This window comes from Novosphingobium rhizosphaerae (assembly GCF_050920675.1).
In the GTDB taxonomy this organism is placed as follows: domain Bacteria; phylum Pseudomonadota; class Alphaproteobacteria; order Sphingomonadales; family Sphingomonadaceae; genus Novosphingobium; species Novosphingobium rhizosphaerae.
In genome coordinates this window covers 483863-498884 of sequence record NZ_CP137862.1, presented here as the reverse complement: position 1 = coordinate 498884, position 15022 = coordinate 483863, and the positions used below count along the sequence as shown (strand labels likewise).

9 protein-coding genes and 1 other annotated feature are annotated in these 15022 nt (G+C 67.0%); of the genes, 4 read left to right on the top strand and 5 right to left on the bottom strand.

Annotated elements, in window-relative coordinates; genetic code table 11:
• The first annotated feature begins 14 nt into the window (after positions 1-14).
• Genes R9J51_RS22035 through R9J51_RS22020 form a run of 4 tightly spaced genes read left to right on the top strand, consistent with a single transcriptional unit; the run spans position 15 to position 6656 of the window.
• Positions 15-2243, top strand: coding sequence for a TonB-dependent receptor domain-containing protein (locus R9J51_RS22035; protein ID WP_179563028.1), 2229 nt, complete (start codon positions 15-17; stop codon positions 2241-2243).
• Positions 2243-5380, top strand: a complete 3138-nt coding sequence (locus R9J51_RS22030; protein WP_179563030.1) for an amidohydrolase family protein — start codon at positions 2243-2245, stop codon at positions 5378-5380. Before R9J51_RS22035 ends, R9J51_RS22030 begins: the two co-directional genes overlap by 1 nt.
• On the top strand, positions 5377-6483 hold the full coding sequence (locus R9J51_RS22025; protein WP_179563032.1) for a PepSY-associated TM helix domain-containing protein: 1107 nt from the start codon (positions 5377-5379) through the stop codon (positions 6481-6483). Before R9J51_RS22030 ends, R9J51_RS22025 begins: the two co-directional genes overlap by 4 nt.
• On the top strand, positions 6480-6656 hold the full coding sequence (locus tag R9J51_RS22020; RefSeq protein ID WP_168557107.1) for a hypothetical protein: 177 nt from the start codon (positions 6480-6482) through the stop codon (positions 6654-6656). The genes R9J51_RS22025 and R9J51_RS22020 overlap by 4 nt, the downstream gene beginning before the upstream one ends.
• Here R9J51_RS22020 and R9J51_RS22015 read toward each other — a convergent pair.
• The 5 genes from R9J51_RS22015 to R9J51_RS21995 all read right to left on the bottom strand — a co-directional run bounded on the left by R9J51_RS22015 (position 6646) and on the right by R9J51_RS21995 (position 15012).
• Positions 6646-8319, bottom strand: a complete 1674-nt coding sequence (locus tag R9J51_RS22015; protein ID WP_432788027.1) for an amidohydrolase — start codon at positions 8317-8319, stop codon at positions 6646-6648. The genes R9J51_RS22020 and R9J51_RS22015 overlap by 11 nt on opposite strands.
• Before the next feature lie 78 nt (positions 8320-8397).
• A complete protein-coding gene (locus tag R9J51_RS22010; protein ID WP_179562330.1) occupies positions 8398-9903 on the bottom strand; it encodes a SulP family inorganic anion transporter in 1506 nt (501 codons plus the stop codon).
• A gap of 67 nt (positions 9904-9970) precedes the next feature.
• Positions 9971-10026: a sequence feature (sul1 is cis-regulatory element that is thought to sense ions involved in sulfur or methionine metabolism; They are found in Alphaproteobacteria), on the bottom strand.
• Between the two features lie 38 nt (positions 10027-10064).
• Positions 10065-11564 carry an MFS transporter gene (locus R9J51_RS22005; RefSeq protein WP_168557104.1) on the bottom strand — a complete coding sequence of 500 codons (1500 nt, stop codon included), beginning with the start codon at positions 11562-11564 and terminating at the stop codon, positions 10065-10067.
• A 241-nt stretch (positions 11565-11805) separates the two neighbouring features.
• Positions 11806-13467 carry a M20/M25/M40 family metallo-hydrolase gene (locus tag R9J51_RS22000; RefSeq protein WP_179562332.1) on the bottom strand — a complete coding sequence of 554 codons (1662 nt, stop codon included), beginning with the start codon at positions 13465-13467 and terminating at the stop codon, positions 11806-11808.
• 60 nt (positions 13468-13527) lie between these two features.
• Positions 13528-15012: an alginate export family protein gene (locus R9J51_RS21995; RefSeq protein ID WP_179562334.1), complete on the bottom strand. Its 1485-nt coding sequence runs from the start codon at positions 15010-15012 to the stop codon at positions 13528-13530.
• Positions 15013-15022: the final 10 nt, after the last annotated feature.

The window sequence follows — 15022 nt, the reverse complement described above, 5'->3', positions numbered from 1 at the left end:
ACAGGGGAAAGACCATGAGGACCACACTGAATCTTGCCTGCCTGGCCGGCGTTTCCGCGCTGGCGCTGGCGGCCCAGCCCGCGCTGGCCGCCGATGAACCGGCCGCCGAAAGCGCCGGCAGCATCGTCGTCACCGCCACCAAGCGCGCGGTCGCGCTGGATCAGACGCCGATTGCCGCGAGCGCCGTTTCGGGCAAGGACCTGGCCGCCGCCAACGCGCAAAGCTTGGGCGACTATATCGCGCGCCTGCCCGGCGTGGTGTTCAACGATTACCAGCCCGGCGTTTCCGAAGTGGTGATCCGCGGCATTGCCGCCACCACCTATCACGAACAGGGCCAGACCACGGTCGGCTATTACCTCAACGAAGTGCCGCTGGTCGAACCGGGCTTCCCCATCGCCATTCCCGATGTCGACACGTTCGATCTCAACCGGGTGGAAGTGCTGCGCGGGCCGCAGGGCACGCTGTTCGGCTCCTCCACGCTGGGTGGCCTCGTCAACTATGTGGTGAACCTGGCTGATCCCACCAAGATCGATGCGGCGGCCTCGGGCCTGGTCGGCACCACCAAGAATTCCCATGGCGAGGCGAACTATGCCGCCAAGGCCATGGTCAACGTGCCGCTGATTGCCGACAAGCTGGCCGTGCGCCTGGTCGCGCTGCAGCGCTTCGATGCCGGTTATCTCGACAATCCCGGCACGGGCGTGAACGGCAGCAACGATTTCCGCACGCGCGGCCTGCGCGGCTCGGTGGTGCTGACGCCCACCACCGCCACCAAGCTCAGCTATCTGTCTTCCTGGCAGGATACCTACCTGGAAGACCAGACCTACCTCGATCTCGATCACCCCTACACGCGCAACACCGCGCGGGCCGAACCGCAGCGCACGCGCTTCTGGATGAACTCGCTGCGCCTGGACCAGGACTTGGGTGGGGCCGAACTGACCGCGATCGGCTCGATCGTGGAAAAGCACAATTTCACCCAGTTCTCCTATCCCTATTACTATGTCACCGGCGTCACCACCGGATCGGGCGCGGCTTATTCGGCGGGCAATGCCGATGCCAATATCAAGACCGCCGAAGTGCGCCTGGCGTCAAAGGGCAATGGCCCGCTGCGCTACCTCATCGGTGCCAGCTATATGGAAGCGCGCAAGCACAGCTATGACCAGATCTTCCAGAACGGGGCGGAAGACTATATCAATGCCAATCCCACCCTGTTCGGCGGTTATTCCGGCAGCGTGCTGACCCCCGGCGACCGGCTCTATGGCTACATCTCCGATACCTACAACCAGGACGTGGGCGTCTTTGGCGAACTGACCTATGCCCCGCGCCACGATATCGAATTGACCGTGGGCGGCCGCTATTTCTGGAACCGCTACAACGCCACGGTGGTCAACCAGGCTGGCGCGCTCGGCGGCTATGAAGGCGGCTATCACGCCACCGATGCCACCGGCTATGTCTCCAACAAGGAAGACGGCTTCACCCCCAAGGTGACGCTGACCGCACGCCCCACCAAGGATTTCCTGGCTTACGCCACCTATTCCGAAGGCTATCGCGTGGGCGGGATCAATCCCAACGCCGGCCTCTTGCCCACCATCCCGGTCAAGTACAACAGCGACCGGGTCAAGAACTATGAAATGGGCGTGAAATTCCACGCGCTCGACAACCGCCTCTATGTCGAAGCCACGGTGTTCAACATCGATTGGAAAGGCATCCAGGCGCGCCTGTTCGGCCCGGCGCCGTCCTACTATTCCTATGTCTCCAACGCTGGCAGCGCCAATATCAGCGGGGTCGAACTGGCTGCCACGGCGCAACTGACGCGCTTTGCCAGCTTCAGCACCAGTGCCACGTTGCAGGATGCACGCCTCACCGCGTTCCTGCCCGATACCTTTGCCGTGGGCGGCGGCTATGCCTCCGGCTCGGTGCTGCCCGGCTCGTCGCGCTGGTCGGTGGCCAACAACCTCAAGTTCGAATTTGCCGATGCCGCGCTCAAGCCTTCGTTCGAAGTGGCGCACCGCTATCTCTCGTCGGCCCCGGTTGCCTTTGGCAACTCGGCCACGCGCGGCAACTTCAACATCTTCGATCTGCGCGCCGGGGTGACGGTGGGCGAAAAGCTGCGTGTGCTGGTCTTTGCCAACAACGTGTTCGACAAGTTCGGCATTCTCAACGCGCCATTCACGTCGCAGGCCACGCCGGCCGGCTCGATCGTCCGCCCGCGCACGCTGGGCCTGCGGGTGGATTGGTCGCTCTGATGCGCCAGGCCGCGCCCGTACTTGGCCTGATACTGGCGCTTGTCCATGGGGCTGCTCAGGCTGAGCAGCCCCGGCAACTGGCCTATCAGGCCCATGAAGCCACCTGGGCGCAGCCGGCGCTTTCGCCCGACGGCGCCTGGCTGTGGTTCGACTTGCTGGGTGACATCTACCGGATGCCGGCGGCCGGCGGCGCGGCGCAAGCCGTGCTGACCGGCACCGCGTTCGAACGCAATCCGGTGCCCTCGCCCGATGGGCAATGGGTGGCGTTCCTGTCTGATCGTTCGGGCGTGACCAACCTGTGGATCGCGCGCGCAGACGGCAGTGGCGCGCGCCAATTGACGCACGAGGGATCGCTCGTGCTGATGACTTCGCCCGCCTGGGCGCCCGATGGCCGCAGCGTCTATGTCAGCCGCGCGGTGCATTCCATTCTGGCGTTCGAGCTGTGGCGCGTGCCCCTCGATGGCGGCGCGGCGCAAGTGCTGGTGAAAGCGCAGCCCACCGGCAACGAAGGCTGGGACGATCGCGTCAACGCCCTGGGCGCGGCGCCCTCGCCCGATGGCAAGGCCTTGTGGTATGCCACCAAGCGCGGCCACACCTGGACCGAGAAAGACCCGCCCACCTGGTCCATCGTGCGGCAGGACCTGGCGACCAGCACGGTGGAAACCGTGGTGCCGGGCGGCATGCGCCCGGTGCTTTCGCCCGACGGCAAATTGCTGGCCTATGCCGCGCGGCGCGATGGCACCACGCCGGCGAGCAGCGAAACCGGCCTGCGCCTGCGCAACCTTGCCACGGGAGAGGACCGCTGGATTGCCTGGCCGATCGATCACGATGGCCAGGAAGGCGGCTATTACTACGATCTCACCCCTGGCTATCGCTTCACCCCCGATGGCCGCGCGCTGATCCTGGCCAAGGACGGCGGCTTCGTGCGGATCGACCTGGCCAGCGGGGCCCAGACGCCGATCCCGTTCACCGCGCCGATCAAGCTGACGTTGGCCCCGCAAAGCCGCGTGCGCCAGCGCGTGGAAGACGGCCCCACGGTGCGCAGCCACCTGGCCGAAGGCGCCGCGCTGTCTCCCGATGGCAAGACCATTGCCTTCACCGCGCTGGGCACGCTCTATCTGGCCGACCGCGCCGGGGGCACGCCGCGCGCGCTGTTTGCCGGCGATGCGTTCCAGCCGGCCTGGTCCCCCGATGGGCAAACCCTGGCTTTCGTGCGGTGGAGCGCGGAAACCGGCGGCGGCGTGTGGACCATTGCGGCCAAGGGCGGCGCGCCGCGCCCACTCGGGCCGCAGGGTGCCTATTGGTCTGAGCCGCGCTGGAGCCGCGACGGCAGCGGCGTGGTGGCCCTGCGCGCCGCGCAGTTCGACCGGCTGCACGCGGAAAACGAACTCGATCCCGCCTGGCCAGTGGATGTGGTGGCGCTGGGCCAGGATGGCAGCGCGCCGCGTGTCATGGCGCATGGCGCCGGCCTCAAGCATTTGCAGCAGACCGACGATGGCGCCTGGTATGTGAACAGCGGCGGCGCCCTCGCCCGGATCGAAGCGGACGGCACTGTGCGCCCGCGCGCCCGCATCGTGGCGCGGGCGGCCGGGCAATATGTCAAGGAACCGCGCCCGGTCGATGAGCTGCGCCTCTCGCCCGATGGCCGCTGGCTGGCCGCGCGCACCGCGTTCGAATTGCACGTGCTGCCCCTGCCCGCCAAGGACCAGCCGGTGAACCTGGCTGACGCCGCCACCGCGCAGCGCCAGATCACCCGCATCGGCGCCGATACCATGCGCTGGGATGGCGATGGCCTGTCCTGGACCACCGGCCCGTTCTGGCGCCACGCCAATGCCGCCACCCTTGCCGCAGCCGACCCTGAAAGCGCCGCCGCCCCGCGCGATCTTTCGGTGCAGGTGCCGCGCGCGCTGCCGTCCGTGCCGCAAGTGCTGCGCGGGGCCACGGTGCTGACCATGGACCATGGCGCGGTCATCGCCGATGCCGATGTGGTGGTGGTCGGGAACCGCATCGCCGCAATCGGCCCGCGCGGCACTGTGCCGCTGCCCGCCGGCGCGCAGATGCGCGATGTGGTCGGCAAGTTCATCATCCCGGGCCTGATCGATGCCCACGCGCATTTCTTTCCCATTCCGCGCACCATCCACGATGGCACGCATTGGGAATTTCCCGCGCTGCTGGCCTATGGCGTCACCTCCGTTCTGGAAGTGCAGCCGTTCACGCCCGATATCTTTGCCTATGCCGATCGCATGGATGCCGGGCTTTCGGCCGGGCCGCGCCTGTTCAGCACCGGGCCGGGCGTCTTCGTCAACAGCGCGATTACGTCGCAAGCCGTGGCGCAGGACGTGCTCACCCGGTATCGCGATGCCTATCGCACGCGCAACATCAAGAGCTACATGGTGGGAGACCGCGCCGCGCGGCAAGACATGGCCAATGCCGCGCGCAAGCTGGGCATGATGCCCACCACCGAAGGCGCGGCGGACTATGTGCTGGAACTGACCCACGCGATCGATGGCTTTTCCGGCAACGAACACAACCTGCCGATCACGCCGATCCATGACGACGTGATCCGCCTGTTCGTGGCCAGCCAGATTGCCTATACGCCCACGATCACCGTGCTTTATGGCGGCGCGCCCCTGCTCTTCGACGAAATCGAGAACCACGCGCCGCAAGACGATGGGCGGCTCACCCGCTTCACCCCGCCGTTCGTGCTGGCGGCCAAGCTGCGCGACCGGCACTGGACGGCCGCGCCCTGGCAGACCTGGTCCCGCTTTGCCCGCGATGCCATGCGCCTGCGCCGCGCCGGCGGCCTGGTGGGCGTGGGCAGCCATGGAGAAATGCAGGGCCTGGGCGTGCACTGGGAAATGGGCGCCTTCGTGGCCGGCGGCGCCACCCCGCAAGAGGCACTGGAAATGGCCACGATCGACAACGCCCGCATCATCGGCCGCCCGGATGACCTGGGCAGCATCACGCCGGGCAAACTGGCAGACCTCGTCGTGCTGGATGCCGATCCCCGCGCCGATATCGCCAATGCCCGCGCCATCGCCCTGGTCATGCGCGGCGGCGTGGCATTCGATGGACAAACCCTGGCCCGCGATGGCCAGGCACCCGTGGCGCCCTGGTGGCAGGACACCGCGCCATGAAGCCCGCCACCCTGCGCGCGTGGAGCAAGGTTCACACCTGGTCGAGCCTGACCTGCACCCTTTTCCTGCTGATCCTGGCGCTCACCGGCCTCCCGCTGGTGTTCCATGACGAGATCGACGGCCTGGCCAAGCCCAGCCAGCCGCAACGCTGGCGCGCGCAAGAACTGCTGCCGGTGGACCATGCCATGGCCACGGCGCTCGCGCGCAATCCCGGCAGCGTGCCGATCTACCTCAGCTTCGATGAAGACCGGCCGGTGATCAACCTCACCACCGGCCCCACCGGCGATGCGCCCGAGGCGGCGATGCGGTTCAATCCCGTGGACTTGCGCACCGCCGCGCCGCCCCAGGGCGATGCGCCCGGCCATGGCGTGATGGATACCGTGCTCGATCTGCACAAGGATCTGCTGCTGGGCAAAGTGGGCGAGTATTTCCTGGGCGCGATGGGCCTGTGCTTTGCCGTGGCGCTGGTTTCGGGCGTGGTGCTCTATGCCCCCTTCGCGCGCAAGCCCGGCTTTGCCACGGTGCGCCGGGGCAAGTCCAACCGCCTGCGCTGGCTCGATTGGCACAACGTGATCGGCGGTGTCACGCTGGCCTGGGCCATGGTCGTGGGCTTGACCGGCACGATCAACACCCTGGCCGATCCGATCACCGCATGGTGGCGGGGCGATGCCCTGGCCCGCCTGGCGCATGACAGCAGCGGGCCGATCGTGCCCTATCGCCCCGGCATCGCCGCGCTGGGGCTGCGCAACGCACAGGCCGCCGTGCCGGGCATGAGCGTTCAGTTCGTGGCCTTTCCCGGCGCCGCGTTCAGCAGCCACGATCACATCGCGGTCTATCTCAAGGGCGCCACCCCGCTCACCGCCAAGCTGCTCACCCCGGTGATGGTCGATGCGCGCACCGGCCAGGTCGATGGCGTGGCGCCGATGCCGTGGTACATGAAAGGCCTGCTGCTGGCGCAACCGCTGCACTTTGGCGATTACGGGGGGCTGGCGATGAAAATCCTGTGGGCGCTGCTCGATGTGGTCAGCATCGTGGTGCTGGGCAGCGGGCTTTACCTGTGGCTGGGCAAGCCGCGCCCGGCCCGCAAGGCGCGCGCCGCATGAAACAGGCGCACCCCTTGTGGCCGGTGGCGATCATCGCCGTGGTTTCGTTGGCGGGCATGATCGCCGGGTTGGCGGGCGATGGTTGGGAAGACCTTGCCGCCGCGCTCGGCCTCACCGCCAGCGTGGCGCCCATCGCCTGGGCGCTGCGCCGCGGCGGGCCGATCAGGCGGTAAAGCGCTCCACCCCGCCCACCACGGTGCGGATCACCTTGGCCTGCTCGATGGTTTCGGGATCGATGCGGAACAGATCGCGGTCGAACACCGCGAAATCGGCCTGCATGCCGGGCATGATCGCGCCGCGCAGGTGCTCCACCTTGCCGGCATAGGCCGCCTCGCGGGTATAGCCGCGCAGTGCCTGGGCCATGGTGATCCGCTGCTCGGGAAACCAGCCCTTGGGGTTCTTGCCGTCGATCGTCTCGCGCATCACCGCGGCATAGATGCCGGTCAGCGGATCGAGCGGCGCCACCGGCCAGTCTGACCCAAAGCAGACATGCGCGCCGCTGCGCACCATCGATCCCACGGCAAAGCTGGTGCGCAGCCGCTCCGGCCCGATCCGCCGCACGGCCCAGCGGCCATCGTCGATGGCGTGATAGGGCTGCATCGAGGCGATCACCCCCTGGCGGGCAAAGCGCCCGATGGCCTCCTCGCGCAAGTGCTGGGCATGCTCGATGCGAAAGCGCCGGTCGCGTGCGCCATTGGCCTTGGTCACCGCCGCCATGGTATCGAGCACGATGTCGTTGGCTTCATCGCCGATGGCATGGGCCGTCACCTGCAAGCCTGCCTTGTCGGCCCCGGCAATCCAGGCCTTGAGGTCCTTTGGATCGGTCACCACGATGCCGTGCGCGCCGGATTCATCCTGATAGGGCAAATACATTAGCGCGGTGCGCGACCCCAGCGAGCCATCGAACACCACTTTGCACCCGCCCCAGCGCACCCAGTCGTCGCCGTGCCCTTCCTCGGCCACGATCCGGGCCATGCGCTCCCAGTCCTTTAGCGGGGTGAACTGGTAGAACCGCATCCCCGTCTCGCCCTGCTGGCGCAAACGGTGGGTGATTTCATACGTCGACCAATCGAGATCGGGCACGTGCACTTCGGTCACGCCCTTGCTCAGGCCCAGGGCGATCCCGGCGCGTACCGCCGCGTCCAGCCGTGCCGGGCTGGGCTGGGCGATGGCGCGCAGCACCAGGTCCTTGGCTGCGTCCTTGACGATGCCGGTCGGCTCCCCTTGCGCATCGCGCACGATCACCCCGCCCGGCACATCGGGCGTGTTGCGATCGATCCCCGCCAGCTTGAGCGCCAGCGAATTGCACAAGATCATGTGCAGGTCATAGCGGATCACCGCCACCGGCGTATCGGGGGTCACGGCGTCGATCCATTGCCGCGTGGGCAGCGTGCCGCCCCAGCGATCCTGATCCCAGTTGCCGCCTTCCAGCCACTCGCCCTTGGGCAGGGCGCGCGCCGCCTTGGCGATCTGCGCCACGAATTCATCGGGGTTGGCCGCATCGCGCAGCGATGGCTGGGTCAGCGCCAGCGAACCGATGGTGAAATGGGTGTGGCAATCGACCAGCCCGGGCGTGACGAAGGCGCCTTGCAGATCGACCACGCGGGTGCGCGGGCCGGATCGCGCGCGCACCGCCTCGCGCCCGATCGCCACCACATGGCTGCCGGCCACGCCGATGGCATCGCTGCGCACCTCCGGCCCCGCCCCGGTCCAGACGGCGGCGTTGACATAGGCCACCTCCACCCGGCCTTGCCCCGCCGCCATGGCGCGCACCGGCAGCGCCGATGCGGCCACGGCATTGAGCGAACCCGACACGAAAGCGCGACGCGTGACCATGGCCTTGTTACCCCGATTGATCCTTCAAGACTCGCACTTTGCGCGGCCCAGGCCAAGGGGCAGCGTCCAGCTTGGAGATCAGGCGGGGTCCAGAGCGGGGGCCAGGCCAGCGCCCTCCCGCACGCGCGGGGCATGGCGGTCAACCAGGCTGGCGCTGGCCTGGTTCAGGCCCACCACGGTCACCGCCGTGCCATGGCGGCGCAGCCGGGCCACCACGTCTTCCAGCGCGGCCACTGCCGTCACGTCCCACAAATGCGCGCGCGTCAGGTCGATGCGCACCTGCGGCGCAGTTTCCCGCAGATCGAAACGCTGGGCAAAGACATCCGCGCTGGCAAAGAACACCTGGCCCGAAACGGTGTAGATACGCGTGTCGCTGCCGGGATCGTGGCCCACGCTCACATCCATCAATCGCGTGACCTTGAAGGCAAAGAACACGCCGCTCAGCAGCACGCCCACCACCACGCCGGCGGCCAGATCGTGCGTGGCCACCGTGACGGCCACGGTTGCCAGCATGACCACGCTGGAAACCTTGGGATGGCGCACCAGATCGGCCAGCGATCCCCACGAGAAGGTGGAGACCGACACCATGATCATGATCGCCACCAGTGCGGCCACCGGCACTTGCGCCACCCAGGGCCGCAACGGCACCAACACGACCAGCAGGAACACACCTGCCGTCAGCGTGGAAAGGCGCCCCCGCCCGCCATAGCGCACATTGCCCACCGTCTGGCCGATCATGCCGCAACCGGCGATCCCGCCAAACAGGCCGGCCGCCATGTTAGCGAGGCCCAGCCCGGTGCATTCACGGGCCTTGGAACTCGCCGTTTCGGTCAGATCGTCCACCACGGTGGCGGTCATCATCGATTCCAGCAGGCCCACGGCGGCCATTGCCAGGGCATAGGGAAACACGATCCGCAGCGTTGCCAGGCTGAACGGCACATCCGGCAGCGCCAGATGGGGCAGGCCGTCAGGCAGCCGGCCCAGATCGGCAATGGTATGGACCGGCATCGGCACGGCCATGGTGATGGCGGTCAGAACCACGATGCACACCAGCGGCGATGGCACGGCGCGGGTCAACCGGGGCAGCAGATAGATGATCGCCAGGCCCGCCGCGATCAGTGCCCAGGTGTGCCAATCCACGCCCACCATCTGCGGCACCTGTGCCGAAAAGATCAGGATCGCCAGGGCATTGACGAACCCCGTGCGCACCGAGCGCGAGACATAGCGCAACAGCACGTCCAGCTTGAGCAGGCCGAACACGATCTGGAATGCCCCGGCCAGCACCGTGGCCGCCAGCAGATAGGCCAGCCCGTGCGCCTGGACCAGCGCGCCCACCACCAGCGCCACCGAACCGGCCGCGCCCGAAATCATCGCCGGCCGGCCGCCGGCAAAGGCAATGACGATGCCGATCACGAAAGAGGCATAGAGCCCCACCTGTGGATCGACCCCGGCGACAAAGGAAAAGGCAATGACTTCGGGGATGAGCGCAAACGTGCCGACCATGCCGGCCAGCACATCGCGCCGTGCCGCGCCCACGCCACGAAACCACGACGCGCGATATTCTTGGGAAAACAATGACAACATAGAAAAATCCGCGAAAATCGCAGAGCAGCCTGCCCATCCGGGCGGCAATCTCGAGGTCTGCGAAGTGCGTTGTCCGGCGGATCGGCGGCCGGAATAGCCACCCGGAATTGCACCGGGTCCATGCGAATGCCCGCGCCTTTAACAGCCCCTGTTGCGGTGCGTCAATCGGAATGCCCGCTGATCTCCGCGCCCGCATTGGTGGCAAACTGGCGGTTCCAGATCGTGGCACCCAGCGAGATGGCAGTCACCACCCAGAACGCAGCCGAAAAATCATCGAGCAGCGGCCGCGTGTGGCCCCGCAGCAGCATCGCCAGGTGCAGCGCCACCGCCGCGATGCAGATGCCAAGCGACAGCATCAATTGCTGGAACGTGGCATAAAACGCCGTCGCGCTGCTCATCTGCGGCGGCGATATGCCGTCATAGGCAATGGTGTTGTAGGCGGTGAACTGCAACGACATGAAAAAGCCCGACAGCACCAGCACGGCAAACATCGCCCACACCGGCCAGCCCGGCGCGAACAGGCCGCACACGGCATAGCCGGCCGTGCCGATCACCCCGTTCCACACCAGCGTGCGGCGAAAGCCGAAAGCGCGCAGCACGCGCGGCGCGGCGCCTTTCATCGCCAAAGAGCCAATCGCGGTGGCCACCGTGATCATGCCGCTGTGCACCGCCGAAAAGCCGAACCCAACCTGCATCATCAAAGGCAGCAGGAACGGCTGCGCCCCTTGCGTGATCCGCGTGACCGAGCCGGCGATGACGGAGAGGCGGAACGTGCGATCCTTCATCAACGAGAGATCCAGGATTGCCCCTTCGCGCCCGCGGGCGTGGCGCACATAGAGCACGCCGGCCACTGCGCCCACCACCAGCAGCCCTGCCGCAAGCGGCCCCTTGCCGGCGCGGCTCGCCATTTCGAAGCCGAACAGCAGACAGCCCAGCGAAACCCCGCTCAGGGCAAAGCCCGCCCAGTCGATCGTGCCGGGGTTGTCCTCGCGGAAATTGGCAATGAAGCGCCCCACCAGCCACAGGCCGAGCAAGCCGACCGGCAGGTTGATGTAGAAAATCCAGCGCCAGTCGAGATAGGTGACGATGAACCCACCCAGCGGCGGTCCCACCACCGGCCCGATCAGCGCCGGCACCAGGAGCCACGACATGGCACTGACCATGTCGTGCTTGGCCACGCTGCGCAGCAGCACGAGGCGGCCGACCGGGATCATCATCGCCCCGCCCATCCCCTGGACAAAGCGCGCCAGGACCATGAATTCCAGGCTGGGCGCCTGCCCGCAGGCAAAGCTGCCCACCATGAACAGCCCGATCGCCGCGCGGAACACGGTGCGTGAACCAAACCGATCGGCGAGCAGGCCAGAAGCAGGAATGAACACCGCCAGCGCCAGAAGGTAGGACGTGAGCGCAATGCTCATTTCCGGCGGCCGCACGCCGAAATCGCGCGCCATCGTCGGCAGGGCGGTTGCCAGCACCGTGGCGTCGACGAATTCCATGAACAGCGCGCAGGCAACGATCAGCGCGACCAGGCGATAGCTTGCCGTCGATTGGGGTGGTCCGCCCGGACGATGGGCTGGGGCATAGATGCTGACCGCAGGAACGATGCCATCGCGGCTTTCGGCGTTGGCCACGGCAATGCCCCGCCGGCGGGGCACTAGCATGGGCGCTCCCATGGGCAGGGCCGGGCGAGGGAGGAATGGGTCATCGACAACGATCGCTTCCGGTTGGGCGGTGCCATGCATGGCACGCACAAAGAACGCACGGAAAATGCGCGAATAAAGGGCGGCGCCGCAGCACCGTGAATTGATCCGCGATATAGAGACGGGGGCAGGATTTGAAACCCTGCCCCCGCGTGCAATTCTGCGCCGGGCGATTGAATTTCAAGCAACCGCGCGCGGCGGTTCAGCGTTGCCCCGGCGGGTCGGCCACGAAAGCCGGCGGCGTTGCCCCATCGGCAAAGCGCCAGGCCGAAAGGTAGGACAGTTGCAGGATGCGCGTCATCTTGGCGTAGTTGATCTTGTCGGCCGTGTCGGTGGTGTGGTGATAATCGGGGTGGAACCCGGTGAAGAACCAGAATGCCGGGATATTGTTGAGAACGAAAGGAAACTGGTCGCTGCGGAAAAACACGTTGAGCGCGTTTTCGTGGTCGAAGCGATCGTCCAGCACCAGCCCGACGCTGCGATTGGCCTCTGCCACGGTGCGCGCGTAATCGGGGCTATAGGCCGCGCCGATCAGGTTCAGTCGGTTGGTCGTGTCGGCCGGGATCTCGATCAGGCCGGTGGTCTGGTCGCTGGGCGCCTCGTTGCGGCCGATCATGTCGAAATTGATCATCGCGCGCGTGGTGGCCAGCGGGCGCAGCGGATGGGCTGCCATGTAATAGGCGCCGAGCAACCCGCGCTCTTCCGCGGCAAACACCGTGAACAGGATGGAGCGACGGGGTCGCACGCCATTGGCCACGAAGGCGCGGGCCAGCTCCACCACGCCCACCGTGCCCGAACCATTGTCGTCGGCGCCGTGCCAGATTTCCGGCCCGCTGGACCCGTCGTGATCGTGATGTGCGCTGATGATCACGGTTTCGGGCGCCAGCGTCGGGTCCGATCCCTTGAGCAAGCCGGTCACGTTCCATGTCACCCCGCGCGAACGCACGGTGTTTTCCAGGTGGAGCGTCGCCTGCGCGCCGGTCAGCGGGCGCGATTGGGGCACCAGCGCCTTGTCGATCGCGGCCTGCAAGGCGCCAGGGCTCTGCCCGCTGGCCGCCAGCAGTGCCGTGCCGGTTTCGTCGTCCACGGTGATCACCGGAATATGCAAGGCATCGTCCACCAACGCCTGCGCCGGCAGGGGCGGCGTGCGCTTGGCGCTGCCACCGATGCGCATTACCCGATCGAAATTCGACGGATGCTTGCGGTTGGGCTCGGCCATCACTACCACGGCCAGCGCGCCATGGGCCTGGGCATTCAGCGCCTTGACCCGGTTGGTGGCATAGCGGGTGTTGCCCGTGCCGCCAAAGCGCGAGGCCGGATCGTTTTCCTGCGGCTCGTGCTCGAACACCACCACGATCTTGCCCTTGGCGTCGAGCCCGCGATAATCGTCATAGCCCACGCCTGGCGCGGTGATGCCATAGCCGGCAAAGGCGAGCGGCGCGGTGATCTCCACATCGTCGCGATAGCCGCCCATGATGTGCGGTGCCTGCCAGCGCCGCGTGGTCCCGCCGCTGCTCAGCGCCAGGAAATTGGCCGCCGCATTGGGGCGATATTCCACCAGCGGCACGGCCTGCAGAAAGCTGGGCGCGCCGCTGGCGTCGGTCGCTGCCGGTTCCAGCCCGGCCTTGGCAAATTCGGCCGCCACCCATTGCACCGTGGCATCATCACCCGGCTGCAACGACATACGCCCCTGCAACGCGTCCGACACCACCAGGCCCAGGTCCGCGCGCAAGTCGCTTTCGTGGATGCGGTCAAAGCCGGCTTTCTGCGCGGCGGGGATCGGGGCCGATTGCGCCAGGGCAGCGGTCGGTGCTGAGATCGGTAGGGCAACCGTCAACAGCAGGGTGATTGCGGCCTTGTTCATGGCGGGCGGGCTCCATCGCGGCAGGGGAAAGACGCTGGCTATAGCCAGCCCGCGTGCCGGTCAAAAGCGATAGCTGATCCACCCCGCGATAAAATCCGAACTGCGATAGCCCGCGTCGGTCAAGGCCGCGCGCGCCGCTAGGTGTTCATAGCGCCCGGTCAGCGTCAGGCGCGGCGTGGCATTCCACACCAGTTGCGCCCGCATCACGTCGGCAATCTTGCGGCCGTGATAATTCTGCGTGCCGGCAAAGGGTTGGCCATTGGCGCGATAGACCGCGTCATAGACGTTGTCACGCCACACCAGTTCGTATTCGGCGCTCAACCGCGCGTTGCGGAACGGGGTGAAACTGGCGTTGGGCGTCACCGCCACGAGGTTGGATGGGGTGAGGTAGAGCTGATAGCTGAAATAGATGTTGTTGCCGAACGGGGCATAGGCATTGCGCAGCTTGCCATCGCCATAGCCGCCCCCGCCGCTGGCATAATCGACATGCACGCCCACGCGCGGCGCGGTCTTGGCCGGGCCCTTGCCGATCCGCCAGGTCTGCGCCAGGAATGCCTGCCAGGCGTCGATACCCTGGTTCACGAACGTGCCCCACTGGTGGTTGACCGACCAATCCAGGCCCAGCCGCCCCACATCGCCGCGCAGCTGCGCCCCGGCGTAAAACCGCGTCGCCGGGCCGATCCGCCCGCCCCAGGTGCCCACCAGGTTGCGCCGGCGCCAGGCAAACAGATCGAGCGTCAGCTGCGATCCCCCCAGCGTGCTCTTGGGCAGCACGAACCCGGCAGTGACACCGGAAAAGCGCCGGGCCGGATCGACCACGTCGTCATCGGTGCCCAGGTCGCCATAGGCCGTCGGCTTGAGATCGAACAGCGTCAGGCGCGCATTGCTGGTGCGCACCCAGCCGCGAAACCCGTTCAGCGTATAGCGGATGGTGTTGTTGTCGCGCTGCGACACCAGGATATTGGGCCCATCGGTGAATTCCTGGCGGCCATAGCGCGCGCCCACCTCGGCCGCGCCGATCGTGCCGTCCACTTCCACGAAGTGCTGGAGGAACACCAGGTCGTTGCGCAGCGTCGCCGCCGGGGCGCCCAGGTTGCGCCCGCCGATCCCGCCATGCGAGATTTCACCATAGAGCCGTAAATGCGGGCCGATGTGCAGGTCTGCGCCCAGGGTTTCGCGGTTGATGTCCTGCCGCTGCGCCTGCGCGTCGCGCAAGTTGGGATTGGTCGTCATGTTCATGCGCAGGCGCAGTTCGCCCGATAGCGTCAGGTAGCTGTCGCCGTCGGCGTCGAGCGGAATGAACTTCAACCGGTCAAGCGGATCGTCGCGCTTGGCCGGGTTGCGCATCCCGCGCCAATCCTCGGCCCAGCGCGACAGGGCATAGCTGCCCGGCGCGGCGGCGGCATCGCCGTTGTATGCCAGCGGATAGCTCTTGCGCTCGCTGCCGGCGGTGGCTTCGGGCAAGGTCTCGGCCAGGGCCGGCGTGGCGGTAAGCAGGCAAAGCGGGGCCGTGGCGGCCCGCAGCCGCGAAAAATTCAGGTCCATGATGAACTCT

Bases quoted from the DNA above. Each gene is read 5' to 3' on its own strand.
- R9J51_RS22010 (WP_179562330.1), bottom strand. From the start codon at position 9,903: ATGTTGTCATTGTTTTCCCAAGAATATCGCGCGTCGTGGTTTCGTGGC.
- R9J51_RS22005 (WP_168557104.1), bottom strand. From the start codon at position 11,564: ATGCTAGTGCCCCGCCGGCGGGGCATTGCCGTGGCCAACGCCGAAAGC.
- R9J51_RS22035 (WP_179563028.1), top strand. From the start codon at position 15: ATGAGGACCACACTGAATCTTGCCTGCCTGGCCGGCGTTTCCGCGCTG.
- R9J51_RS21995 (WP_179562334.1), bottom strand. From the start codon at position 15,012: ATGGACCTGAATTTTTCGCGGCTGCGGGCCGCCACGGCCCCGCTTTGC.
- R9J51_RS22020 (WP_168557107.1), top strand. From the start codon at position 6,480: ATGAAACAGGCGCACCCCTTGTGGCCGGTGGCGATCATCGCCGTGGTT.
- R9J51_RS22025 (WP_179563032.1), top strand. From the start codon at position 5,377: ATGAAGCCCGCCACCCTGCGCGCGTGGAGCAAGGTTCACACCTGGTCG.
- R9J51_RS22030 (WP_179563030.1), top strand. From the start codon at position 2,243: ATGCGCCAGGCCGCGCCCGTACTTGGCCTGATACTGGCGCTTGTCCAT.
- R9J51_RS22015 (WP_432788027.1), bottom strand. From the start codon at position 8,319: ATGGTCACGCGTCGCGCTTTCGTGTCGGGTTCGCTCAATGCCGTGGCC.
- R9J51_RS22000 (WP_179562332.1), bottom strand. From the start codon at position 13,467: ATGAACAAGGCCGCAATCACCCTGCTGTTGACGGTTGCCCTACCGATC.